The sequence below is a fragment of the Burkholderia sp. MSMB1072 genome (genome assembly GCF_001524725.1).
Taxonomy (GTDB): Bacteria; Pseudomonadota; Gammaproteobacteria; order Burkholderiales; family Burkholderiaceae; genus Burkholderia.
On sequence record NZ_LOYC01000056.1, the window covers coordinates 238,269 to 262,074 of the forward strand.

Genomic DNA, 23,806 nt, shown 5'->3' on the forward strand with positions numbered 1-23,806 from the left:
CGCACCCGTCATGTTAAGTAGCGGAAATTAACCAGATAGTGGGAATGTCGCGTATCGACGACGACGCGAAACAATTCCGTAACGGCCGCGTAACGATCGCTCACCACAATCCTCCCTCTTCGACCATCAGGATGGAGTCTTGCATGTTTGCGTCACGAAGCCGTTTCCCGCTGCACGTCGCGGCATTGTCGAGTGCGATCGTACTGGCTGCCTGCGGCGGCGGCGACGACGTCGCGTCGACCGGCACGATCGCCGCGGCCGTGCCCGCGCCGCCCGCCGACCCCGGCTTCGTCGACAGCGCGCCGATCCCGAGCGCGCCCGCTTTCGTCGACAACGTCGCGACCAACCAGCGCGGCGATGCGCGCTATGCGACGCTGTCGACCAACGCCGCGGTACGCGTGTTGAGCCGTTTCCTCGATCTCTGGCAACCGTCGACGATGCTGGTCGACGCGGGCGTGTCCGCGCCGGCGAACGGCGCGTTTCCGGCCGTCTCGCCGTCAACCTGCTCCGGGCTGCCGAACAGCGGCGTGCCGTGCGGCACGATCCTGAACGATGCGGTGCTGTCGGCCAACGTGCAGTACGTGATCGACGCGACGACCGCGCGCACGCCGCAACAGGCCGATGCCGCGTACTACGACGACCGGCGCGGCAAGGGATACAGCGTGACCGACGGCATGGGCCCGCTCACCGCCGCGTGGCGCACCGCGGCCCAGCAGACGACCAGCATCACCAGCGTGCCCGCCGATGCGACGACCGTGCTGTACAACGACGCCGGCAACAACGTCGGCGTCGGCAGCAGCGGCGGCAACGCCAGCTTCGGCAAGGTCGTCGACTTGCTCAACGAAATGGGCAACAACGCGTCGACCGAACCGTCCAAGCGCTTCTTCAAATACGCGCGTCCGTACCGCTGGAGCACGAGCGTGATCGTCGCGCCGACGCTCGTGCCGGCCGAAAGCGCGACGCCCGCGACCGACGGCGGCTTCATCAGCGGCCACACGGCCGAGGCGGTGCGCGATGCGACGACGATGGCGTGGCTCGTGCCGGAACGCTTCCAGGAAATGGTCAGCCGCGGCCTCGAGCTCGGCGAGAACCGGATTCTGGCCGGCATGCATTCGCCGCTCGACGTGATCGGCGGCCGCATGCTCGCCCTGGCCGTCAGCGCGGCGAACCTGACCGCGTACGCCGGCGACGCGCAGGCCGCCTACACGCAAGCCCATCAGACGCTGCAGCAGCTGACGGGAACGAGCGCCACGACGTTCTCCGCATTCGCGCATTCCGGCACGACGGCCACCGACCGGTTCGCCGACTACACGGCGAACCGCGCCGCGTTCCTGCGCCGCATGACGTTCGGCTTCGGCGCGCTCGAATCGACGAACGCACCGCCGGTCGTACCGAAAGGCGCGGAGATTCTGCTGCAGACGCGTTTTCCGTATCTGAGCGCCGACCAGCGGCGCGTCGTGCTGAAAACGACCGAGCTGCCGTCCGGCTATCCGGTCATGGACGACGCGGAAGGCTGGGGCCGCCTGAACCTGTTCGCCGCGGCCGACGGCTACGGCGCGTTCAACGGCAACGTGATCGTGTCGATGGATGCGTCGCAGGGTGGCTTCAATGCCGCCGACCTGTGGCGCAACGACGTCGCGGGCGCCGGCAAGCTGACGCTGCAGGGCAGCGGCACGCTGACGCTGGCGGGCAACAACGGCTACACGGGCGGCACGCAGGTGAGCGGCGGCACGCTGGCAGCCGCGTCGACGACGGCGTTCGGCAAAGGAGACGTGTACGTCGGCCCGGGCGGCAGCGTGCGCATCGCGGCCGCCGCGCCGGTGACGATCGCCGCGCGCTACACGCAGCTCGACAACGCGACGCTCGAACTCGACATCGACGGCAACGGCGGCGGGCGGCTTCGCGTGGGCGGCCCGCTCACCATCGCGGGCGGCACGCTGCACGTGAAGTTCGTGAACGGCTACGCGCCGAAGGCCGGCGACACCATCGCGCTGATCGACGGCGCGGCGGCTGCCGCGAAGTTCTCGACGGTGACGGTCGACGGCTTCAAGGCCACGCCGGTCTACACCGCGACGGGCGTGTCGATCACGCTGTCGGCGGCGTAGCCGGCCGCGAAGATCGATCCTGCAACGGCGCCGCCCACGGGCAAGACCGCGTACCGAAGCGCCGTTGCAGTTCGATGATCGTCGGCAGGTTGAAATCGTGAACATCCGGCGCGGCGGCGCCCTGCCGCCGGCTGACCTCGACACAGAGTTCCAGCGCACGCGCGCGCGTCTCGGCGAGCAGCCGCAGCGCCTCATCGAGCAATCCCTTCTCCAGTTCCGACAGCGAGCCGCCGTGGCCGGTTTCGCCGATCGCCGGCTCGCTCATGCGGGTTTCCATCGCGGCTTCTCCTTCGCTGTCCGATTGCGCACGCGGTCGCACATCGCCTTTCGCGTCACATGACCGCGCCGCGCAGCCACGGCACGAACTCGCGTTCGCCGATACCGTTGTCCTCGCTGCGGGAGCGTCGTCCGGAGGCGACGTCGAGCATCAGCCGAAACAGCCGCGCGCCCGCTTCGTCGACCGTGAGCGAACCGGCGACGATCCCGCCGCTGTCGAAATCCATGTCCGATCGCATCCGCTCGAACAGGCCGGTCGTCGTCGCGATCTTGATCGTCGGCACCGGCTTCGAGCCGAACACCGAACCCCGGCCCGTCGTGAAGCACACGAGATTCGCGCCGCCGGCGATCTGCCCGGTGGCCGACACCGGGTCGTAACCGGGCGTATCCATGAACACGAGCCCGGCTTGCCTCACCGGCTCCGCATAATCGTAGACCGCGCGCAGCGGCGAGCGCCCGCCCTTCGACACCGCGCCGAGCGACTTCTCGAGAATCGTCGTGATGCCGCCGGCGAGATTGCCGGGCGACGGATTGTTGTTCATTTCGCCGCCGTGATCGGCGACGTAGCGCTCCCACCACTGCAACCTGCCGCGCAGACGCTCGGCCACGTCGCGCGAGGCCGCCCGCGCGAGCAGCAGATGCTCCGCGCCGTAGATCTCGGGCGTCTCGGACAGAATCGCGGTGCCGCCGTTGCGGACCAGCAGATCCACGGCCACGCCGAGCGCCGGGTTCGCCGTGATGCCCGAGTAGCCGTCCGACCCGCCGCATTGCAGGCCGACCTTCAGCCGCGAGGCCGGCACCGCGCTGCGACGCGCGCCGTCGGCCGCCTCCACCAATTCGCGCACGATCGACACGCCGCGGGCCACGGTATCGCGCACCCCGCCCTCGTCCTGGATGACCAGCGTACGCACGGTGCCCGGCGCGGCCGCATCGAGCCGTTGCGCGAGCGCCCCGACCTGGTTGACCTCGCACCCGAGGCCGACGAGCAACACGCCGGCGAAGTTCGGGTTCCGTGCATAGCCGACGAGCGTGCGCCGCAGCAGTTCGATGCCGTCCCCGGTTGCCGACATGCCGCAGCCGCTCTGATGGGTGATCGCGACGACGCCGTCGACATGACCGAACGCATCGAGCGCGCCGTGCCGGTATGCATCGGCGATCGCATGACAGACGCTCGCCGAACAGTTGACGCTCGCGATCACGCCGACGTAGTTGCGGGTTCCCACGCTGCCGTCGGGCCGCACGAATCCGTCGAAGGTATCGGCGCGATCGGCCGGAACCTCGTGCGCGTCGCCGGCACGCGCGTCGTCATGCGCATGTCGCTCGGGCATCCCGACGTTGTGCACGTGCACGTGCTCGCCCGCGTCGATGTCTCGCAGCGCGAGGCCGATCGGCTGCCCGCATTTGACGATCGCGTCGCCGCGCGCGATCGGCGCCGTGGCGATCTTGTGGCCGGCCGGCACCGCGGCCGCCGGCCGCAACGGCGCGCCGCGCACGTCGATCGGCACGTCCGGCGCCAGTGCGTCGAGTGCGACGGCGACGTTGTCGTCGCCGTGCAGGATCACGATTGCCGGTTGCTTCACGATGCATGTCTCCCTGTCGTTGCGCCGGCCGCCGGATCGCCGGCCGCCGGATCATGGCGGGCGACGAGTTGCCGCAACCGGGGTTGTTCGGCCGTCAGCGTCAGCGAATCCGCGAGCGCGAGCAACGGCTCGATCCGCCGCGCCACCTTCTCGCGATGGTTGACCGCGATATCGGCGATGCGATGCGCGAGAAACGGATTGAGAAAACGCTCGCGCACGCTGTCGACGTACCGTTCCGCCGTTTCGCGCAAGCCCAGCGCGACGAATACCGGCGCGACCTCATCGCGCCACACCGTCTCGAGGCCGTCGCGCAGCCGCGCATCGTGCATCGCGTCCAGCACGGTTTCCGATGCGTCGCGCCCCGCCGCGAGCCACTGCTCCGCGAGCCAGCTGTGCCCGAGATTGAGGAAGAACAGCTTCAGGCGCTCGTGGCTGCGCAAATCGTCGGTGACGACGATCTGCGCGTGCCGGCACGGCAGCGCCATGCCGGCACGCCGTTCGATCGCCCACAGCGCATAGGGCTCCGCGATCGCGCCGACCGGATGCAGCGGCTCGGACACGATGCGGTCGACGAGCGAGTTGACCCACACGCAGCGGTTGCACAGATAGTCGGCGAACGCGTCGGGCAGCCGCCACCGGCGCGCGAGGTCCAGCACGATGTCGCGCAGCGTGTCGCCGTTGTTGGTCACCAATTCGCAAGGCAGGACGGAGATGCCGTCGTCGGGCCGCACCTGCCAGCGCGCATGCAGCAGCGCGAGCAGCTTTGCCGGAAAGCCGCGCGGGGTTTGCTCCGGCCGGTCCAGCAAGTCCGCGGCGTCGCGCGGATCGGCGCGATAGCCTGCGTCGCCGGTGTTCGACACGATGACGCGCACCGTCTCGACCGCGGCACGGCGTATCTCCGCCCAGTCGCGCTCGGCATCCCACGCGCGCTGCACGGCGCGGCATTCGACGACTTCGTCGACGATGCCGCCGCGGTCGCGCCCGCGAATCCGCACCGGATAGCGACCGGTGGCGCGCAGCGCGTCGATGCGGGCGCGGCTGGCCGGATTGCCGGTCGTCTGCACGATACCGATGCCGCCCATCGCGTTGCCGTCGTCCAGCGCCTGGGACACGAACAGGTCGACGTGCGCCAGCAGGAAGCGGCTCGTGCCGAACTGCAGGATCGGCGGCGTCATCGCGTGCGCTCCGCGTGCCGGATTCGTTCGCTCAGCATTCGACGAGCGCCTTCACGACGGTCTGCCCCGCTTCCAGCAGACGCGGAAACGCGTCCGGCACCTCTTCGAGCCGCATCCGGTGCGTGTTCAGCGCGCGATCCGGAATGCGCCCCGCGCGCATCGCGTCGAGCACCGTCGCGAAATCCTCGGCCGTCGCATTGCGGCTCGCGAGCAGCGTGGTTTCCCGCTTGTGGAATTCGGGATCCGAAAACGTGACGTGCCCGCGCACGATCGAGATCAACGTGTATTTGCCGCCGTGCGCGACGAATTCGAAGCCGCGATTCATCGCATCGAGGTTGCCCGTCGCGTCGAATACCGCATCGAAATACTCGCCGTTCGTCAACGACGCGAGGTGCGCCGCATCGTCTGCCCCCACCTCCACCGCCGCATCGACCGCCAGGTGCTGACGGCAAAACGCCAGCCGGTCGGCCCGCGTGTCGAGGCACGTGACGTCTGCGCCGCGCAGCTTCGCGAAAATCATCGCGGCCATGCCGATCGGCCCGGCGCCGACGACCAGCGCCCGCTGCCCGGCACGGACGTCGGCGCGCCGCACCGCATGCGCGCCGATCGCGAGAAATTCCAGCATCGCCGCCTGATCGAGCGAAATGCCGTCGGCCTTGTGGACGAATTGTGCAGGGACGCTGAGGTATTCGGCCAGCGCGCCGTCGCGATGCACGCCGAGCACCTTGATGTTCACGCAGCAGTTCGTGTTGCCGTGACGGCATGCGACGCAGTGTCCGCATGACAGATACGGCATCACGTACACCGCGTCGCCGGCGCCGAGCCCCGACTCGGGTTCCGCCTCCACGACGACCGCGGAAAGCTCGTGCCCCATCACGCGCGGATAGTCGAGATACGGCTGGTTGCCGGTGAAGATGTGCAGATCGGTGCCGCAGATGCCGACGCGCTGCACGCGCAACAGCACTTCGCCGCTGCCGCGCACGGGCAGCTCGCGCTGCTGTACGCGCAGCACGCCGGGGGATTCGCAAATCACGCTGAGCATGTCGGGTTCCTTTCGTTATGGTTCATTCGTCGTGGCGTGCTGTGTCGATCCGGTAAAAGCGGCGCGCGTTGCCGCCGAAGAGGTCGGCCAGCGCAGCGGAGCCGAGCAGCCGCGCGCAGTCGTCCTCGCATGCAGCCAGCCATTCGCCGTAGCCGCCGCACGCCGACGCCAGCCGCAACACCGGCCAGTCGCTGCCCCACATCAGGCGCGTCGGCCCGAACAGCTCGGCCAGCGCATCGACATACGGCCGCGTGCGCGCGCGCACGGCATCCGGGCCGGCCGACGGCCCGGCCTCCGTCCACAGGCCGGACAGCTTGCAATGCAGGTTCGGCAGGCTCGCGAGCCTGCGCATCGCCGACAGCCACGGCTGCAGCACGCCGCGCTCGATGAAAGGCTTCGCGCCGTGGTCGATCACGATCGGCAGATCCGGATGGCGTCGCGCGAATGCATGCAGCGCATCGAGATGGCGCGGCATCACCAGCGCATCGAAACCGAGCCGATGCTCGAGCATCGCGGCGACCGCGCGATCCAGTTGCGGATCGTCGATCCACGCGTCGTCGGGCAGATCCTGCAGCATCGGTCGCAAGCCGCGCGCCTTCGGCGCGGAGGCGAACGCGGCGATCCGCGCCGGCGCGTCGTCGGCCTTCATGTCGACCCAGCCGACCACGGCGCCGACGCTCGGCGTGGCGGCCGCGAGATCGAGCAGAAAGCGCGTGTCGGCTTCGCTCGGCAGCGATTGCACGAGGACGGTGGTGTCGATGCGCGCGGCATCGAGCAGCGGCGCCAGATCGGCGGGGCCGAAATCCCGGTGAATCGCGTCGAGTTCGGCCGGCGGCCAGCAGCCGGCTCGCGCGCCGATTCGCCAGTAGTGCTGATGGGCGTCGATGCGAACGGTCATGCGCATGCTCCCGGAGCCGGTGCGTGCGCAGCGATGAGGCCTTCGTCGCGCAGCGCATCCCATAGTTCGGCCGGTGCGGGGCGCTCGAACCATGCGATGTTCTGCTTCAACTGGGCCACGCTGCGCGCGCCGACCACGCACGACACGACGGCCGGATGGCCGAACGGAAACTGCAACGCAGCGGCGGGAAGCGGCACGTCGAAGCGGCTGCACAGCGTGCCGAGCCGCGTGGCCTTGTCGATCACGTCGGCGCTCGCGTCCGCATAGTTGAACTTGCCGTTGCCGGCGAGCAGGCCGGAGTTGAACACGCCGCCGATCACGATGCCCGTCCCTTCACGGGCGCACGCGTCGAGCAGCGGTTCAAGCGCCGTCTGTTCGAGCAGCGTGTAGCGGCCGGCCAGCAGCACGGCGTCGAGCGCCGCTTCGTTCAGCGCATCGGCTGCGACCTCCCATTCGTTCACGCCGAGACCGAACCCGCCGATCTCGCCGCCCGAGCGCAGCGCCTCCAGCGCGCGAAACCCGCCGCCGCGAGTCAACTGTTCCCAATAGTGCGCGTGACGATCGCCGTGCGTCATCGCGCCGATGTCGTGCACGTACAGCATGTCGATTCGCGCAAGCCCGAGCCGTTGCCGGCTGTCGTCGTGCGAGCGCATGATCCCGTCGTAGCTGTAGTCGTAGACCGGCCGGAACGGCAGCGGCTCGGCCCAGCCGTCGTCGCCCGGCCGCACGCTCGCGTCGGCGCGCATCAGCCGCCCGACCTTCGTGCTGAGCGTGAAGGCGCCGCGCTCGCGCGAGGCGAGCGCCGCCCCCACGCGCCGCTCGGACAGCGTGTAGCCGTAAAACGGCGCGGTATCGAAATAGCACAGGCCGGCCGCCCACGCGGCGTCGACGAGCGCAGCGGCATCGACGGCCGACATCGGGCGATAAAGGCCACCCAGCTGCGAGCAGCCGAGACCGAGGGCCGACATCGTCATCCCGCTGCGCGGCAAGCTGTGCGTGTCGTTTGCGTTCATGAGTCGCGACTCGATACGGGAAAGCGGCACGGCCGGTCAGTACAGGACATTCTTCGCCGCCTGCGAATCGAGGTTCTGCTTGTCGACCATCACGACGCCGGTATCGATCAGCTTCGGCGCGGGCTTGCGCGCGATGACGTCGAGCGCCGTGCGCACGCCCTGGTTCCCCATCTGCCAGGATCCCTGCACGGCGATCGCCTGCACGGTGCCGTCGCGCACGAAGCCCTGCAGATCCTCGTTGCCGTCGAACCCGATCGCCACCACCTTGCCCGCCTTGCCCGACTGCTTCAGTGCGCGGCCCATCCCGACCGCGGTCGGCTCGTTCGCGCCGAAGATGCCCTTCAGGTCCGGGTTCGCCGACAGCACGTCGGTCGTCTGGTTCAGCGCGGTCGCCATTTGCGATTGCGAGTAGTACGGACCGACGATCTGCAGCTTCGAATGGCTCTCGATATATTTTCGGAACCCGCCGACGCGGCTGACCTCGGAGCCCGCGCCCGGCACGTACGACATGATCGCGATCTTGCCGGATTGCCCGACGCGGTCGATCAGCGCTTTCGCGCACAGCGCGCCCGCCTTCTCGTTGTCGGTCGACAGGAACGCCTGGTAATACGGCTTGCCGGCGTCCGCGATGGCCGAGTCGATCAGCACGACGGGAATGTGCGCTTCCCACGCCTTCTTGATCGCGGGGACGAGTGCATCGGGGTCGGACGGCGCGAGCACGATGCCCGCAACATGACGCGTGACCGCGTTGTCGACCATGTTGACCTGCCCGCTGATGTCCGACTCGGCCGCCGGCCCCTGGAACGTCATCGTGTAGCCCTTGGCTCCGTCGAGCGCCGCCTTCGCGCCTTTCTGCACGTTCTGCCAATAATTCGAATTGACCGTCTTGACGATCACGGCGATCTCGCCGCCCGCCGCCTGCGCGCCGCTGCTGCATACCGCGAACACGCACGCCGATGCCGCCAGCAGGATGGATTTGTTCATGTCTCGCTCCGCTTCTCGTTGGTAGGGACTGCTTGCTGCCGGTCAGGGCCGGCGATTGCGCAACTGGTCGATCCACACCGTGCCCAGAATCACGACGCCGATGATGATCTGCTGGATGAAGCTCGACACGCCGTTCATGTTCAGGCCGTTGCGCAGCACGCCGATCACGAACGCGCCGATCGCCGTGCCGGAAATCGTGCCGACGCCACCCATCAGCGACGTGCCGCCGATCACCGAGCTGGCGATCGCGTCGAGCTCGTACATCACGCCCTCGTTCGGCTGCCCGGTGACGAGCCGCGACATCAGCACGCAGCCGGTCACGCCCGCGAGCGCGCCGGACAGCACGTAGGTGAACAGCTTCACGCCCTGCACGTTCACGCCCGACAGCCGGGCCGCCTCCGCGTTCGACCCGACCGCGTAGATATGACGGCCGAGCGCCGTTCTCGACAGCAGGACGGACACCACGACGAACAGCACGACCATGATCACGACCGGATACGGAATGCCGGGAAAGGTCGTGTCGGGGAACCCGTCCGCGCCGATGCGCGAGATCCGCAACAGCGCGCCGTTGCCGAGCGCGCCGAACGCGTCGCCGAGATCCGATACCGGCCGCGCGCCCGTGATCTGCAGCGCGATGCCGCGCGCGACCAGCATCATGCCGAGCGTCGCGATGAACGGCGGCAGGCCCATCTGCGTCACGCAGATGCCGTTGACGAGCCCGCACAGCGCGCCGACCAGGACGCCCGCCGCCATCGCGGCGGGCACCGGCACGCCGGCCTTGACCAGCAGCGCCGCGCACACGCCGGCCAGCGCGAGCACCGAGCCGACCGACAAGTCGATGCCGCCCGTGATGATCACGCAGGTCGCGGCCACGCCCAGATAGGCGATCGACGTGACCTGCAGGCCGACCGTCATCAGGTTGTCGACCGAGAAGAACGCCGCGCTCGAGATCGAGAACGCGAACACGAGCACGACGAGACTGCCCAGCGCCGCGAACTTCTGGATCAGGTCGCGCCGCCGCTGTCGCGCCGCCCGTTCGTCGGCCTGGCTTCGATCGGATGTCATTTCAAGCATGGGAACGCCCCGACGCGTAGTGCATGATCTCCTCCTGACTGGTGTGTTTCGTGTCGAGCAATGCGGTCAATCGACCTTCGTGAAAAACGGCGATCCGGTCGGTCATGCCGAGCAGCTCCGGCAGTTCCGAACTGATCAGCACCACGCCGACGCCGTCGGCGGCGAGCCGGTCCATCAGCCCGTAGATCGCGAATTTCGCGCCGACGTCGATGCCGCGCGTCGGCTCGTCGAAGAACAGGATCTTCGAGCCGCGGTAAAGCCATTTGCCGATGACGACCTTCTGCTGGTTGCCGCCGGACAGGTTGCGCACGCGCTGATGCACGGACGGCGTGCGAATCGCGAGGTCCTGCACGTAGCGGCGCGCCACGTTCAATTCGTCGTCGAAGCGCAGGAACCCGAGACGCGACGCGATGCCGCGCACGTTCGCGAGCGTGAGATTCGCCGCGACGGGCATCGACAGCGCGAGCCCCTCCGTCTTGCGGTCCTCCGACAGATACGCGATGCCGTGCCGGATCGCCTCGCGCGGCGAGCGGATCGTCACGGGCCGGCCGTGCAGCGCGATCGTGCCGCCGTCGGGACGGTCCGCACCGAAGATCGCGCGCGCGATCTCGGTGCGCCCGGCGCCCATCAATCCCGCGAAACCCAGGATCTCGCCGCGGCGCAATGCGAACGACACCGGCCCGAACACGCCGTCGCGGCGCAGGTCCCGCACGTCGAGCAGCACGTCGTCCGTCGGCGCCGACTGCCGCGACGGATAGGCGTCGTCGAGCGAGCGTCCGACCATGCGCGCGACGATGTCGTCGATGCTCACGTCGGCGAAATCGTCCGTCGAGATATGGCGCCCGTCGCGCAACACCGTCACGCGATCGACGATCTGCGCCATTTCGTCGAGCCGGTGCGAGATATACAGAATCGCCACGCCGTCGGCGCGCAGTTCCTCGATGATGCGAAAGAGCTGCACCGTTTCCGCTTCCGTCAGCGACGACGTGGGTTCGTCCATGATCAGCACGCGCGCATCGAGCGACAGCGCCTTCGCGATCTCGACCATTTGCTGCTGCGCGATGGACAGCACGCCGACCTTCGTCGTCGGCGCGACGTTCAGGCCGATTCGCGCGATGCAGCGCGCCGCGTCCGCATTCATGCGCCTCGTATCGACGAACGGCCCGCGCCGCGGCTCGCGTGCGAGGAACAGGTTCTCCGCCACGCTCAGGTGCGGGACGAGATTGAGCTCCTGGTGAATGATCGCGATGCCGGCCGCCTGCGCTTCGGAGGCCGAACGAAAGCGCACCGGCGCGCCGCGATAGCGAACGACGCCCTCGTCGGGGAGGTACTGACCGCTGATGATCTTCATCAGCGTGGATTTGCCCGCACCGTTTTCGCCGCACACCGCATGCACTTCGCCGCGGCGCAGGTCGAGGCGAATGCCGTCGAGCGCCAGCACGCCCGGAAAGCGCTTGCGAATCCCTTCCAGGCACAGGATCTCCCGGTCCGCTTCGTCCTGGACGACCTGATCGGGCAGATTGCGAGGCAATGCCATTGCGTCTCCTTGGGGTGGATCGACCTCGGCATCCTCTGGTCAGTCCAATTTAGACGAATTACAGCAATCAAACCAATTTTGGTCAAGCCAATTTAACTATTCACATCTGATCTTACCAATGGTGAAAACCCGGACATCGGGATCAACGGGCCGCCACACTGGGCAAAGCGGCGCGCGTGATAGACTCCGCGACACGCGCTTGCGCCGAAAGCGCATTGATCCCACTGCATCGGATGAAATCGACAGAACCCAAGCGGCTTTACCAATCGGTCGCGGCCCAGATCGTCGCGTTGATTCGCCAGGGCGAATTCGCGATCGGCGAGCGGCTGCCGCCGGAACGCGAGCTGGCGCTGACGCTCGGCGTCTCGCGCCCGTCGCTTCGCGAGGCGCTGATCGCACTGGAAATCGGCGGCCAGATCGAGATCCGGATGGGCTCCGGCGTGTATGTGCGCGACACGGCGGCCGATGCTGTCGGCCCGATGGCCACGCTCGGCGACAGCCCGTCGGAATTGATGCAGGCCCGCGCGGCCGTCGAAGGCAGCGTCGCCGCGCTGGCCGCCGCGCGGATGACGGCCGCGATGCTCGAGCGCCTACGCCGCACGGTGCAGCGCATGAAGCGGCTCGCGGAGGCCGGCAAATCGCCGGTCGAAGCCGACCGGCAGTTCCACATGCTGATCGCGGAAGCCGCCGGCAATTCGGTGCTCACCCGCTTCGTCGGCGAGCTGTTCGACAGCCGCCACGACCCGATCGCGACGGCCATGCGCGGCCACGCGGAGAATCCTCAGACCTGGACCGCCGCCGTGCGCGAGCACGAGGACGTGCTCCTCGCACTGCAAGCCGGCGACCCGATCGCCGCGCAGACGGCGATCCGCGCGCATCTGCGTGCGTCAGAAGCGCGGTGGATCGAAGGCGGGCTCAAAGCCGATCCGGATTGAGCGCACGCGCTCGCCGCACGCGTCGGCAAGCGCGTCGTCACGCGAGGCCGGCCCGGCTTCCGTCCCGATCCTGGTTGAAAAACCCGGGTGCTTGCTGCTCGAATGCGGCAGGATCGCCGCGTCCGGCGTCGACCGAGGCCGCCTAGTTCGCCCGAGCCGATGCCAGCAACGCGCTATTCGAGACCCTGCAACGCCGCCCGTTCGCTCGCCGTGCGGCGCGGCGACAGTGTGCGCGGCACCAGGCTCGTCACCAGCACCGAGCCGACCACCAGCAGCCCCGCAGCCACCGCGAGCCCGGCATACGGCGTGCCGGTCCGCGCAAACAGCGCGCCGACCAGCCACGAACTGAACGCGCCGCCCAGCGAACCCAGCATGCTGATCACCGCGATGCCCGCCGCCGCCGCGCGGCCGGTCAATTGGGCCGCCGGAATCGTCCAGAACACGATCGGCACGGTGAACGCGCACAGTTGCGCGATCGCAAGCAAGGCCACGGTGATCCACACATGACCGACCGAGAAGCGCAGGAGCAACAGGCTGCACGCGGTGACGAGCATGCACACCACCGTATGCCACCGGCGCTCGCCAAATCGGTCGGAACTCCATGCGATCGCCACGTTGCCGATCATCGTGAACACGGAAATCAGTCCGGATAACCAACCGATTCCGGAGACGCTCGCCACGCCGGCCGCCTTGAGCACCGTGGGCGACCAGAACGTCACCGTCCCCATGCCGACGTAGACGCAGAAATAGATCGCCGCAAGCCCCAGCACACGACCGTTGCGAACGATGTCGAGCACGCCGACCCGGCCATGGCCGACCACGGCCGAGGCCCGCTCCGCGTCCAGATCACGCAGGAGCGCTTGCCGCTCCGGCGGCGACAGCCATGCCGCCTGTTCCGGCCGGTCGCTCAGCATCAGCGGCGCAACGAGGCCGAGCGCGATGGCCGGCAATCCCTCGATCAGGAACAGCCACTGCCATCCGCGCAACCCCATCGTGTCCTGCATGTGCGCCATGATCCAGCCGGACAGCGGCCCGCCGATCATCCCGGCCACCGGAACGGCGAGCAGCAGCACGCTGTTGACACGGGCGCGCACCGTATCCGGAAACCAGTACGACAGGTACAGGATCAGGCCCGGAAAGAAACCGGCCTCGGCGGCGCCGAGCAGAAAGCGCACCACGTACAGCGACACGCTGCCGGTCACGAACATCTGCGCCACCGTGCAAAGGCCCCACAGCACCATGATCCGCATCAGCGTGCGGCTCGCGCCGATGCGCGCCAGCACCAGGTTGCTCGGCACCTCGAAGGCGGCGTAACTGATGAAGAAGATGGCCGTCGCGGAGCCGAACACGGCTTCGCTCAAGCCGAGGTCCTGCAGGAACTGCAGCTTGGCGAACCCGATGTTGACGCGATCGACGAAGTTGACGACATAGCAAAGGAACAGGAACGGAATCACGCGCAGCGCGATCCGACGGTACAAGACGGCAGGGGGTGATTCGTACATGGACCGCTCCCGGTAGGTGGAAATACGTCGGCAGCCGCCTGCATTGCTCGGGGCCGCGATCGACGGCGCCGACGTGCGTTGCGCGTGCACGAGCAGGGAAAGAGCCGCAGGGTAATTATACAAATCCCGTATTTCGGGATTTATTGGTAGTTAACACGAGGGAATATGCCGGGCCCGCGCGTGCTGCCCCCCCTCCCTTCATTCGTCAGAATTGTAAGAAAATAGCGATGCTCTACGGTTGCATTGATCACTGCGCCTTCATTGCAAGGTATCGCACGACGCCATGCGTAAACCCCACCTTAAAAATAAATTGAATCCCTTATAATGAGATTTCAAAAAAATATGGTCGTCAACGGGTTTCGATCGCGTCACCGGCTGTTTTTTTCTGGATATGATCGCCGGCAGCACCGGTCGCGTCGCATGGCGCCTTCGGAAGCGATCCATGCCGGCCGCACGCATGTCGCGATCGCGCTGCCCGCGCTCTGGCAGCATGAACCGGCTTCTGCCGGCATCGAATTTGAGACGGAATGCATTAGCCACGCCATGAACCTGCGCGCCGAAACACTGTGCTTCTCGGATGTGTTCCTCCATTCCCAGGCGATCGTGAACTGGTCGCAGCACTACGACCAGATCAGTCCGGGCACCGCGACGACCACACTGCGCCAGGTCGCCGGCCAGCGTTTCCACGTCTTTCGCGAACGCATCAACCAGCGCGTGATGCAGCACGGCCTCGCGCCGCGCGACCGGCTCTGCTTCGCGCTGCCGATCGCCAGTGCGGTCGCGCCCGTGGTCCAGGGGCGCACCGTCGAGCGCCCGAGCCTGCTGACTCTGCGCGGCGGCGAGGAGTTCGTCGCGCATCTGCCGTGCGACACCGAGGTGCTCGCCTTCACGATCGACGGCGCACTCACGGCCGATCGCGAACTGAACGAACTCGCGAACCTGCCCGCCCGCATCCTGAAGCAGCCGGTGCTGCCGATCTCGCCCGCACGCTACGGCCAAGCGCTGGACGCGCTCGAGCGCGTGCTTTGCCAGGCGCTCGACAGCGGTTCGCTCACCGCGCGCGATACATTCGACGAACGCGTGCTCGCGTACAGTGTCGTCGGCATCCTGCTCGACCTCGTGCAGTCCGACGATGTGGATGCCGGCGCGTTGCCGTCGGCCTCGACGCAAAGCTACATCGTGCGCCGCAGCCAGGAAATCGCACTGGAATGCGACGACGTGCCGACGGTGATCGATCTCTGTCACCACCTGCGCATCAGCCGCCGCACGCTGCAATACAGTTTCCAGAACGTGGCCGGCACCACGCCGACCGCCTATCTCCGCTCGATCCGGCTGAACGCCGTGCGCCGCTTCCTGATGACGACGCCCGACACGATGCGGATCGGCGACGCGGCGGCGCAATTCGGCTTTTGTCACTTCGGACGCTTCTCCGCGTACTACCAGCAGCATTTCCACGAGCTGCCGTCGCACACGCCGCGCCTGAGCTGAGCGCACGACAGACGCATGGCGACGGCGCATCCGGGTAATCCCCTGCCGCCCCGGCGCATGCGGATTGCCGATAACGGACAACGCCCGTCTTTTCGGCACCGTAAATTTTGTCGTCGGCCCTGCTCGCATGCGTGCTGCACCGCATCGAGCGGCCGTCGAAGCGCACACCCGTGTCGTCAGCGGAGGTCGGCATCGATTGCCGGCTCGTCAGGATCGGCGCACGGCACGGGAATATCGATCAGGCATGCCGGTGTCGACTCCTGACGGACGATCCGGCCAGCAGGACTACCCATGAACGAATCGTCACCCCGGTCCGAAGCGGGGCTCAGCCAGAACGCCGTCGGACTTTCTCACATCGTTTTCTTCGTCGTCGCCGCGGCCGCGCCGCTCACCGCGATGGTCGGCGCGACACCCGCCGCATTCTCGCTCGGCAACGGCCCGGGCGTGCCCGGCGTATTCGTGCTGGCAGGCATCATGTACCTGATCTTCAGCATCGGCTATGCGGCGATGAGCCGACACATCTCCAATGCGGGCGCCTTCTATGCGTACATCGCGAACGGACTGGGCCGCCCTGCCGGCGTGGGCGGCGCATTCGTCGCGATCGTCGCGTACAACGCGGTGCAGATCGCGATCTACTGCATGTTCGGCTTCTTCCTGAACGACAGCATCCAGCGGCATTACGGCGTCGACGTGCCGTGGTGGGCGTTCGCGCTTGCGTGCGTCGTCGCCGTGCACGTCTGCGGCGCGCGGCGCATCGAGTTCAGCGGCCGGCTGCTCGGCATGCTGATGATCGGCGAGATCGCGATCGTCATGCTGCTCGATCTCGCGATCGTCGTGCACGGCGCGAGCGCCGGCGGCTTCAGCGCGAAACCGTTCAGCCCAGCGATGGTGTTCGCGCCCGGGCTCGGCACCGCGCTCGTGTTCGTGCTCGGTTCGTACATGGGTTTCGAGGCGACGGCGATCTTCTCCGAGGAGGCGCGCGACCCGAAGCGCACGATTCCGCGCGCCACCTATCTGGCCGTGATCCTCATCATGGCGTTCTACGCGCTGTCGTCGTGGGCGATCGTCGAGGCCTGGGGCGAGAGCGGGATCGCCGCGCAGGCCGCGCGCGATCCGGCCAATCTCTGGTTTGCCGTCAGCGGCCGGCTGCTCGGCGGCATCGCGACGGACGCGATGAACGTCCTGCTCGTCACCAGCCTCTTCGCGGCCATCCTGTCGTTCCACAACACGATCACGCGCTATTTCTACGCGATGGGCCGCGAGCGCGTGTTGTGGCGCAAGCTCGGCCATACGTGCCCCGTGCATCGTTGCCCGGACGTCGCCGGCAAGGTGCAGACGCTGATCGCGCTCGCGGCCATCGCCGGCTCGGCGGCCTTTCGCCTCGACCCGTTCGCGGTCGTGTTCTCGTGGATGAGTGCGCTGGCCACGATCGGCATCATCGCGGTGCAGATCCTGGTGGCGGCCTCGGTGATCGCGTTCTTCGCGCGCGACCATCGGGACGCCGGCGTCGTGCACCGCCTGATCGCGCCGCTCGTCAGCGTGATCGCGCTCGGCGCCTGCCTCGTGCTGGTCGTGCGCAACCTGTCCGTGCTGAGCGGATCGGATTCGACCTTCGTCGCGATGTTTCCGTATTTCCTGATCGCCGTCGGCGCGCTCGGCATCCGTGCCGCGCTGCGGCTGAAGCGCAGCGACCCCGACCTGTACCGCGCACTCGGACGCGCCGTCCAGTAGCCGCCGCCCGGACGGTGCCGCGCCGCACCGTCGTCTCATTGCGCGTTCCCCGAGGATGTCCCGCCGCCGACGCGACCTGCGATGCGTCGCGCCGGCGCGGGTATTCCCTATTCCGAGCGCGCGTCAACGATTGCCGATAGCGGACAAGACGCGCGCTTTCATCGACATACAGTGAATGCGACGTCGAAACCGGACCGTGGCGGCTGCCATCGTCCTCAACCGTTCGGTCCGACGATTCGCCCCTGGGAAACACGGACACCATGATGAAAATTCAGAATCTGATCGCCGGCCGGCATTGCGACGCAGCGGCCGGCCGCACCTTCGACAAGCTGGCGCCCGCGACCGGCGACCGCCTCGCCGCCGTGCCCGCGTCCACGGCCGAGGACGTCGATCGCGCGGTGCGTGCCGCGCACGCCGCACTGCACGACGACGCATGGGCACGCGCGGGCGGCCCGGCCCGCGCCCGCTGGCTGCTTCGGCTGGCCGACCTGGTCGAGCGCAATGGCAACGCACTGACGGAATTGCTGGCCGTCGAACAGGGACGCCCGCTTGCCGAGATGCGCATGATGGACCTGCCGATGTGCGTCGACACGCTGCGCTACTTCGCCGGCTGGGCCGACAAGCTCGAGGGCCGCACGATTCCGACCGACGGCTTCATGGGCCGCCCGACGCTCAGCTACACGCGGCGTGCGCCGGTGGGCGTCGCCGGTCAGATCATCCCGTGGAACGCGCCGTTGATGATCGCCGTGTGGAAGCTCGCGCCGGCGCTCGCGGCCGGCTGCCCGGTGGTGATCAAGCCGTCGGAGGACGCGCCGCTGGCCGTCGCCCGGCTCGGCGAGCTCGTTTGCGAAGCCGGCATGCCCGCCGGGGTCGTGAACATCGTCCACGGCGTGGGCGCGGAAGTCGGCGCCGCGCTAGTCGCACACCCGCTCGTGAGCAAGATCAGCTTTACCGGCAGCACCGAAGTCGGCCGCGCGATCGCCGGCGTCGCGGCGAAGACCTTCAAGCGCGTCACGCTCGAACTCGGCGGAAAAGCCGCGCAGATCGTCTTCGCGGATGCCGATCTCGACCGCGCGATTCCGTCGCTGATGGCCGGCATGTTCGCGAACCAGGGGCAGACGTGCGCGGCCGGCTCGCGCGTGCTCGCGCACCGCTCGATCGCGCACGCGCTCGAAGAGCGGCTCGCCGACGCGGCCCGCGCGATCCGGGTCGGTCCGCCTTCGGAACCCGGCGTGCAGATGGGCGCGCTCATCAACCCGCGTCACCTCGCGCGCGTACGTGCGCTCGTCGACGGCGCACTCGCCGAAGGCGCGGTCATGCTGGCCGGCGACGAACAGGTGCCGCCGCGCGGCTGCTTCATGCGCCCGACGATCCTGGGCGGCGTCCATCCGGGCATGCGGATCGCCCGCGACGAGGTGTTCGGCCCGGTCGGCATGGTCATGCCGTTCGATGCCGAGGACGACGCCGTTCGCATCGCCAACGACACGCCGTTCGGCCTGTCCGCCTCGATCTGGACGCAGGACGTCGGCACCGCGCACCGCGTCGCCGAGCGGCTCGACGTCGGCGCCGTCGCGATCAATGCGTGGAGCCCGATCGACGCACGCCTGCCGTGGGGCGGCACCAAGCAAAGCGGGATCGGGCGCGACCTGTCGAAGGCCGCGCTCGATTCGTACCTCGAGGAAAAAATCGTCACCGCCGCCCTGTGACCCCGCGGCGCACACCGCGCCGCCTCCTGTTCAAGCACTTCGTAAGAGAGACGAGAGACACCATGGACTATCAAAAGCGTCAAAAACGATTCTGGCATCCGATGAGCTCGGCGGCCGCCGGACATACGACCCCCACCGTCGTCATCGCGCGCGGCGACGGCAACTACGTGTACGACGTCGACGGCCACCGCATGCTCGACGGCGTGGGCGGACTGTGGAACGTCAACGTCGGCCACAACCGGCCGGAAGTGAAAAGCGCGATCGCCCGGCAGATGGACGAGCTGTCGTACTACCAGACCTTCGACGGCGTCGCCCATCCGCGCGTCTACGATCTGGCCGACCGCCTGTGCGCAATGTTCGCGCAGGAAGACATGCAGCGGGTGATGTTCGGCAGCGGCGGATCCGACGCGATCGAGACCGCGCTCAAGATGGCGCGCCAGTACTGGATCGCCGCGGGCGAGCCGTCGCGCACGAAATTCCTGTCGCTGCGCAACGGCTATCACGGCGTGCACATGGGCGGCACGTCGATCGGCGGCAACGGCGTCTACCATTACAATCACGGCCCGCTGCTGCCCGGCTGCGTGCTGCTCGACACGCCGTGGCTCTATCGGAACCCGTGGAACTGCGACGATCCGCGCCAGCTCGTCGAGCACTGCATCCGGCAGCTCGAGGAAACGATCGCGTTCCACGGTCCGCAGACCATTGCCGCGTTCGTCGCAGAGCCAGTACAAGGCGCCGGCGGGCTGATCGTGCCGCCCTCCGACTACTGGGCGCGCGTGCGCGCCGTCTGCGACCGCAACGGCATCCTGCTGATCGCGGACGAAGTCGTCACCGGCTTCGGCCGCACCGGCAACCTGCTCGGCAGCCGCGGCTGGGGCGTCGCCGCCGACATCCTGTGCGTCGCCAAAGGCATTTCCGCCGGGTACGTCCCGCTCGGCGCGACGCTGTACAACGGGCGTATCGCCGACGCGATCGAACACGGCGCAGGCTTCTCGCACGTGGTCATGCACGGCTATACGTACAGCGGGCATCCGCTCGCGTGCGCCGCCGCGCTCGCCGTGCTCGACATCGTCGAGGCCGAGGATCTGCCGGGCAATGCGGCACGGGTTGGCCAGCGCCTGCTCGAGCAATTGCTGCCGCTGAAGGCCGACTTCGAGACCGTCGGCGACGTGCGCGGCAAGGGGCTGATGCTGGCGCTCGACCTGGTGACCGACAAGGCCAGCCGCACGCCGCTCGATCCGGGCAAAGGATTCGCCGCACGCGTGGCCGATGCCGCGCGCCGGCGCGGTGTGTTGGTGCGGGCGATCGCGAACAAGATCGTGATGTCGCCGCCGTTGACGCTGCGGCAGGACGAGGCCGACTTCATCGCTGTGACCCTGCGCGAAGCGCTGCAGGAGTGCTGCGCGGATTCGCTCGCGATCGCCTGACCGCCCGAAACAGCCCGGCGCACGGACTTTTCGTCGAAGGTTCGTGCGCATCGCCATCCGGCCTCGGTTCGACGAAGATCGGTGCGGAACGTCGAAATGGATGACCGGCGTCCCGCCTGTCGCAGTGTCGTTTCAAAGGAAGACAAATCAAATGGAACACCAGGCCATTGCATTCACGGTAGAGAAATACCCGCTCGCGCTTCGGCTGCTGCACTGGGTCAGGGCGATCCTGATCGGCGCGCAGCTCTGGACCGGCTGGACGATGGTCCGGCTCGACGACAACCTGCCGGCCAAGTTCGACTGGTACTACCCGACGCACAAGGAGTTCGGTGTGCTCACGCTGCTGGTGGTCGTCACGCAACTGGCGATTCGCTCGATGAAGCCGCTGCCGCCGTTGCCTTCCACGCTACCGGCGCTCGACCGCAAGCTCGCCAAGGTCGGTCATTACCTGCTGTACGCGCTGGCGATCGTCGTGCCGTTGATGGGATATTCGATGTCCAGTACGTTTACGCAGAGCGACGGCGTGCCGTTCTTCTTTTTCCGCGTACCCGAGTTGCTGCCCAAGAACGACCACTGGTTCGAGGCGTTTCAGTGGTTGCACCGGACGCTCGCTTACACGTTGCTCGCGCTCGTCGTGCTGCATGTACTTGGCGCGCTGAAGCACCGCTTCTTCGACCGCAACCCGGAAAACGACGTGCTGCGGCGGATGCTGTAACGCCGACGCCACGCGGAGCCTCGCGCCCGGCGGGGCCACGCATTCGGTCCGCTCGATCGCAGCGGACCGATTTTCTTCCCGATTCCTATTTCGTTTTACTAACTATAAACGGACACGCGGCACGCGTCCGGCGCCACCGCGCACCGTCGGAAACCGCGTGTTTCGCGTGGGCCGCCCACACCTGGAAGATCGACGATGAAGAAAATGATGGCGGCCGTATCGGCCGCGAGCGCCATGGGTTTCGGCCTGACGGCCCATGCGCAAAGCACCGTGACGCTGTACGGCCTGATCGACGAAGGCATCAATTTCACGAGCAACGCGGGCGGCAGCAAGGCTTACCAGATGGTCAGCGGCGATACCGTCGGCAGCAACTGGGGACTGAAAGGCACTGAGGACCTCGGCGGCGGCCTGAGAGCGCTGTTCCAGCTCGAGAACGGCTTCAACGCGAGCACCGGCGCGCTCGGCGTGGCGTCGAGAATGTTCGGCAGGCAGGCCTACGTCGGGCTCGATTCCGGCCGGTTCGGCACGCTCGCGTTCGGCCGCCAGTACGATCCCACGCTCGACATGTGGAGCCCTTTCACGGCCACCGGCAACTGGCTCGGCGACTTCGGCGCGCACCCGTACGACAACGACAACGCCGACTGGGACTACCGCATCCAGAACAGCGTCAAGTACGTGTCGCCCGCGTACGCGGGCTTCAAGGGCGAAGTGCTCTACGGGCTCGCGAACCAGGCTGGCGGCTTTGCCCGGAACCGCGTCTACAGCGCCGCCGTGCAATACCAGGCGGGCGCTTTTTCCGCTGCTGTCGCGTACCTGAAGGCCAACGACGGCGGCGCTACCGCGGGCGGTGCGTTGTCGGGCGACGATACGGTCTTCAGCGGCCGCTCGCAGCAGAACATCGAGGCCGGCGCGTCGTACAAGTTCAGCGACAAGCTGACGGTGTCCGCCGCGTATTCGCACGTGGACGTGACCAACCCCGAGTCGAATCTCTACTTCGCGAATCAGCCGGCGGCAGGCTCGCAGAACGCGTGGAAATTCGACAACGTCGAGGTCAACGGCCAGTACTTCTTCCGCCCGGACGTCTGGCTCGGCGCCGCCTATACCTACACGCACGCGCATGTCGCAACGGCGGCGGGCGATGCGTCGCCGAGCTGGCACCAGGTGTCGATGATGCTCGACTACGATTTCAGCAAGCGGACCTCGACGTACATCCAGGGCGCGTACCAGCATGCAACCGGCAATACCGGCACCGACTTCGACTACGCGCACGTGCTCGGCACGGCCGGGCAGTCGTCGGGCCGCAACCAGCTGGCGTTGCGCATCGGGATGATGCACCGCTTCTGAACGCTGCGGAAAAACACGGGCTCGCACGGCGTACGCGGCAGCCCGTGTCTTCCCGTCCCGTCAGAACTGATGCCGCACCCCGAGCCGAACCGCGGTCTGCGTCGAGCCGGACGCCGCCCCGCCGAGCGCCGCTTCGACCTGCGCGCCGTACGCACTGTCATGCCCGCGAGCGAATACCGCATAAAGGCCGGTACGCTTCGACAGCGAATAGTCGGCGCTCAACGTGATCTGGTTGGCCGAGCCGATATCGCCGCCGCGCTGCTGATACTGGAAACCGCCGCCCAGCTGCAACGACGGCGTGACGGCATAGGTCAATCCGGCGTCATAAGTCGTGGCCCGCTGCGACGCGGCGGCGCTGATCCGTACGTCCGACACCATGCCGAAGACACGGAACGGCCCGACGTTATAGCCTGCCCCGCCCGAGAAATTGCGCAGATTGCCGCCGGCAGCCACGTCGTGCTGACCGAAATAAGCGAGCGCGGCGCTGAACGCCCCTTGCGTGTACGACAGCATCGCGCTTTGCACGCTGCTGCGCGCGACGGTGCCGGGCACGTTGCCGAACCCCCACATGCCGCCGAACGCCACACCGCCGAATGTCGGACTCACGTACTTCACCGCATTGTTCACCTGGACACCCCACACGCGGTTGTCGAACGCGCCGCCGGCCGACGCATTCGTCGGCAACCCCCACGCGAGCAGGCCGGCCGGCGTATTCGCGCCGACCGCGAAGGCCGGCAGGAGATCGCCGACGAAATCGAACTGCCGCCCGAGGGTCACGGTCCCCCAGTCGCCGCCGAGCCCGACGTACGCTTGCGAACTGAACGCGGAGCCCGGCACGGTCAACGCGCCGTCGGAGGTCTGGAACTGGCTCTCCAGCCGAAAGATCGCGAAGTTGGCGCCGCCGAGATCCTCCCTGCCCGTCAGGCCCCACACGTCGTTGCGCGACACGCCGGCCTGTAACGCGAGCTGACGCCCGCCGCGCGGGGCGGACGCCACGTCGCTCGTATAGGTCAGCCCCGTGTCCAGCGAACCGTAAAGCGTCATGCTCGATTGCGCAAACGCCGGCGCAACGGCACCGCAGCCGCACCATGCCACCATCCTGAACCACGCTTTCATCGTCTTCTCCTCATCGAATCGTTCCGGCCGATGCGCCCGTGAAGCGACCGACACGGCAGCAACATCGATCCGGTAAAATTTCACCCGTTAGAATAGGAATCCATATCAATTGCGCCGAAGCGATCCACCCCAACGCCGTTCCGGTTGCCGCCTGCACG

20 protein-coding genes are annotated in these 23,806 nt (G+C 67.6%); 8 read left to right on the forward strand and 12 right to left on the reverse strand.

Annotated elements, in window-relative coordinates; all coding sequences use genetic code 11:
- Positions 1 to 143: 143 nt before the first annotated feature.
- Positions 144 to 2,105, forward strand: coding sequence for a phosphatase PAP2 family protein (locus WS89_RS25960; protein WP_059506226.1), 1,962 nt, complete (start codon positions 144 to 146; stop codon positions 2,103 to 2,105).
- Here the strand turns inward: WS89_RS25960 and WS89_RS25965 are convergent.
- The 9 genes from WS89_RS25965 to WS89_RS26005 form a co-directional block, all read right to left on the reverse strand.
- A complete protein-coding gene (locus WS89_RS25965; RefSeq protein WP_257128228.1) occupies positions 2,086 to 2,370 on the reverse strand; it encodes a hypothetical protein in 285 nt (94 codons plus the stop codon). The two genes, WS89_RS25960 and WS89_RS25965, sit on opposite strands and share 20 nt — an antisense overlap.
- A gap of 67 nt (positions 2,371 to 2,437) precedes the next feature.
- On the reverse strand, positions 2,438 to 3,961 hold the full coding sequence (locus WS89_RS25970; protein ID WP_059794452.1) for a UxaA family hydrolase: 1,524 nt from the start codon (positions 3,959 to 3,961) through the stop codon (positions 2,438 to 2,440).
- Positions 3,958 to 5,136 (reverse strand): D-mannonate oxidoreductase, encoded by a 1,179-nt coding sequence (locus tag WS89_RS25975; RefSeq protein ID WP_059794456.1) that lies wholly within the window; start codon positions 5,134 to 5,136, stop codon positions 3,958 to 3,960. Before WS89_RS25975 ends, WS89_RS25970 begins: the two co-directional genes overlap by 4 nt.
- A 31-nt stretch (positions 5,137 to 5,167) precedes the next feature.
- Positions 5,168 to 6,178: a zinc-binding alcohol dehydrogenase family protein gene (locus WS89_RS25980; protein ID WP_059794459.1), complete on the reverse strand. Its 1,011-nt coding sequence runs from the start codon at positions 6,176 to 6,178 to the stop codon at positions 5,168 to 5,170.
- 22 nt (positions 6,179 to 6,200) lie between these two features.
- Positions 6,201 to 7,076: an amidohydrolase family protein gene (locus WS89_RS25985; RefSeq protein WP_059506235.1), complete on the reverse strand. Its 876-nt coding sequence runs from the start codon at positions 7,074 to 7,076 to the stop codon at positions 6,201 to 6,203.
- Positions 7,073 to 8,089: an aldo/keto reductase gene (locus tag WS89_RS25990; protein WP_059794462.1), complete on the reverse strand. Its 1,017-nt coding sequence runs from the start codon at positions 8,087 to 8,089 to the stop codon at positions 7,073 to 7,075. Before WS89_RS25990 ends, WS89_RS25985 begins: the two co-directional genes overlap by 4 nt.
- Before the next feature lie 36 nt (positions 8,090 to 8,125).
- Complete coding sequence (locus WS89_RS25995) at positions 8,126 to 9,073, reverse strand: ABC transporter substrate-binding protein (RefSeq protein WP_059794465.1); 948 nt, start codon at positions 9,071 to 9,073, stop codon at positions 8,126 to 8,128.
- Positions 9,074 to 9,115: 42 nt separating this feature from the next.
- Positions 9,116 to 10,147, reverse strand: a complete 1,032-nt coding sequence (locus WS89_RS26000; RefSeq protein WP_059794468.1) for an ABC transporter permease — start codon at positions 10,145 to 10,147, stop codon at positions 9,116 to 9,118.
- Positions 10,140 to 11,684: a sugar ABC transporter ATP-binding protein gene (locus tag WS89_RS26005; RefSeq protein ID WP_059794471.1), complete on the reverse strand. Its 1,545-nt coding sequence runs from the start codon at positions 11,682 to 11,684 to the stop codon at positions 10,140 to 10,142. The genes WS89_RS26000 and WS89_RS26005 overlap by 8 nt, the downstream gene beginning before the upstream one ends.
- A gap of 233 nt (positions 11,685 to 11,917) precedes the next feature.
- Between WS89_RS26005 and WS89_RS26010 the strand changes: the two genes are divergently transcribed.
- Positions 11,918 to 12,619, forward strand: coding sequence for a FadR/GntR family transcriptional regulator (locus WS89_RS26010; RefSeq protein ID WP_034209092.1), 702 nt, complete (start codon positions 11,918 to 11,920; stop codon positions 12,617 to 12,619).
- A 173-nt stretch (positions 12,620 to 12,792) separates the two neighbouring features.
- Here WS89_RS26010 and WS89_RS26015 read toward each other — a convergent pair whose 3' ends face one another.
- Positions 12,793 to 14,121 carry an MFS transporter gene (locus WS89_RS26015; RefSeq protein WP_059794474.1) on the reverse strand — a complete coding sequence of 443 codons (1,329 nt, stop codon included), beginning with the start codon at positions 14,119 to 14,121 and terminating at the stop codon, positions 12,793 to 12,795.
- 258 nt (positions 14,122 to 14,379) lie between these two features.
- Positions 14,380 to 14,712, reverse strand: coding sequence for a hypothetical protein (locus tag WS89_RS34005; RefSeq protein WP_179949887.1), 333 nt, complete (start codon positions 14,710 to 14,712; stop codon positions 14,380 to 14,382).
- On the opposite strand from WS89_RS34005, the gene WS89_RS26020 reads away from it, so the two are divergent.
- The 6 genes from WS89_RS26020 (at position 14,701) to WS89_RS26045 (ending at position 22,532) form a co-directional block, all read left to right on the forward strand.
- Positions 14,701 to 15,609 (forward strand): helix-turn-helix domain-containing protein, encoded by a 909-nt coding sequence (locus WS89_RS26020; RefSeq protein WP_257128229.1) that lies wholly within the window; start codon positions 14,701 to 14,703, stop codon positions 15,607 to 15,609. The two genes, WS89_RS34005 and WS89_RS26020, sit on opposite strands and share 12 nt — an antisense overlap.
- Before the next feature lie 291 nt (positions 15,610 to 15,900).
- Entirely contained in the window at positions 15,901 to 17,340 is a 1,440-nt protein-coding gene (locus WS89_RS26025; RefSeq protein ID WP_059794477.1) for an APC family permease, read from the forward strand.
- A 260-nt stretch (positions 17,341 to 17,600) separates the two neighbouring features.
- Positions 17,601 to 19,046 (forward strand): aldehyde dehydrogenase family protein, encoded by a 1,446-nt coding sequence (locus tag WS89_RS26030; protein ID WP_059794480.1) that lies wholly within the window; start codon positions 17,601 to 17,603, stop codon positions 19,044 to 19,046.
- Positions 19,047 to 19,108: 62 nt separating this feature from the next.
- Positions 19,109 to 20,473: an aspartate aminotransferase family protein gene (locus WS89_RS26035; RefSeq protein WP_059794483.1), complete on the forward strand. Its 1,365-nt coding sequence runs from the start codon at positions 19,109 to 19,111 to the stop codon at positions 20,471 to 20,473.
- Positions 20,474 to 20,624: 151 nt separating this feature from the next.
- A complete protein-coding gene (locus WS89_RS26040; RefSeq protein WP_059794486.1) occupies positions 20,625 to 21,188 on the forward strand; it encodes a cytochrome b in 564 nt (187 codons plus the stop codon).
- 195 nt (positions 21,189 to 21,383) lie between these two features.
- Positions 21,384 to 22,532, forward strand: coding sequence for a porin (locus tag WS89_RS26045; protein WP_059794489.1), 1,149 nt, complete (start codon positions 21,384 to 21,386; stop codon positions 22,530 to 22,532).
- 60 nt (positions 22,533 to 22,592) lie between these two features.
- Here WS89_RS26045 and WS89_RS26050 read toward each other — a convergent pair whose 3' ends face one another.
- Entirely contained in the window at positions 22,593 to 23,648 is a 1,056-nt protein-coding gene (locus WS89_RS26050; RefSeq protein WP_059794492.1) for a porin, read from the reverse strand.
- Positions 23,649 to 23,806 lie beyond the last annotated feature (158 nt).

Coding starts and splice junctions, on each gene's coding strand:
- WS89_RS26050 (WP_059794492.1), bottom strand. CDS start 23,648: ATGAAAGCGTGGTTCAGGATGGTGGCATGGTGCGGCTGCGGTGCCGTT.
- WS89_RS25985 (WP_059506235.1), bottom strand. CDS start 7,076: ATGACCGTTCGCATCGACGCCCATCAGCACTACTGGCGAATCGGCGCG.
- WS89_RS26000 (WP_059794468.1), bottom strand. CDS start 10,147: ATGCTTGAAATGACATCCGATCGAAGCCAGGCCGACGAACGGGCGGCG.
- WS89_RS25980 (WP_059794459.1), bottom strand. CDS start 6,178: ATGCTCAGCGTGATTTGCGAATCCCCCGGCGTGCTGCGCGTACAGCAG.
- WS89_RS26030 (WP_059794480.1), top strand. CDS start 17,601: ATGATGAAAATTCAGAATCTGATCGCCGGCCGGCATTGCGACGCAGCG.
- WS89_RS25995 (WP_059794465.1), bottom strand. CDS start 9,073: ATGAACAAATCCATCCTGCTGGCGGCATCGGCGTGCGTGTTCGCGGTA.
- WS89_RS26025 (WP_059794477.1), top strand. CDS start 15,901: ATGAACGAATCGTCACCCCGGTCCGAAGCGGGGCTCAGCCAGAACGCC.
- WS89_RS34005 (WP_179949887.1), bottom strand. CDS start 14,712: ATGGAGGAACACATCCGAGAAGCACAGTGTTTCGGCGCGCAGGTTCAT.
- WS89_RS25960 (WP_059506226.1), top strand. CDS start 144: ATGTTTGCGTCACGAAGCCGTTTCCCGCTGCACGTCGCGGCATTGTCG.
- WS89_RS25975 (WP_059794456.1), bottom strand. CDS start 5,136: ATGACGCCGCCGATCCTGCAGTTCGGCACGAGCCGCTTCCTGCTGGCG.
- WS89_RS26040 (WP_059794486.1), top strand. CDS start 20,625: ATGGAACACCAGGCCATTGCATTCACGGTAGAGAAATACCCGCTCGCG.
- WS89_RS26015 (WP_059794474.1), bottom strand. CDS start 14,121: ATGTACGAATCACCCCCTGCCGTCTTGTACCGTCGGATCGCGCTGCGC.
- WS89_RS25965 (WP_257128228.1), bottom strand. CDS start 2,370: ATGAGCGAGCCGGCGATCGGCGAAACCGGCCACGGCGGCTCGCTGTCG.
- WS89_RS26010 (WP_034209092.1), top strand. CDS start 11,918: ATGAAATCGACAGAACCCAAGCGGCTTTACCAATCGGTCGCGGCCCAG.
- WS89_RS26035 (WP_059794483.1), top strand. CDS start 19,109: ATGGACTATCAAAAGCGTCAAAAACGATTCTGGCATCCGATGAGCTCG.
- WS89_RS26045 (WP_059794489.1), top strand. CDS start 21,384: ATGAAGAAAATGATGGCGGCCGTATCGGCCGCGAGCGCCATGGGTTTC.
- WS89_RS26005 (WP_059794471.1), bottom strand. CDS start 11,684: ATGGCATTGCCTCGCAATCTGCCCGATCAGGTCGTCCAGGACGAAGCG.
- WS89_RS25990 (WP_059794462.1), bottom strand. CDS start 8,089: ATGAACGCAAACGACACGCACAGCTTGCCGCGCAGCGGGATGACGATG.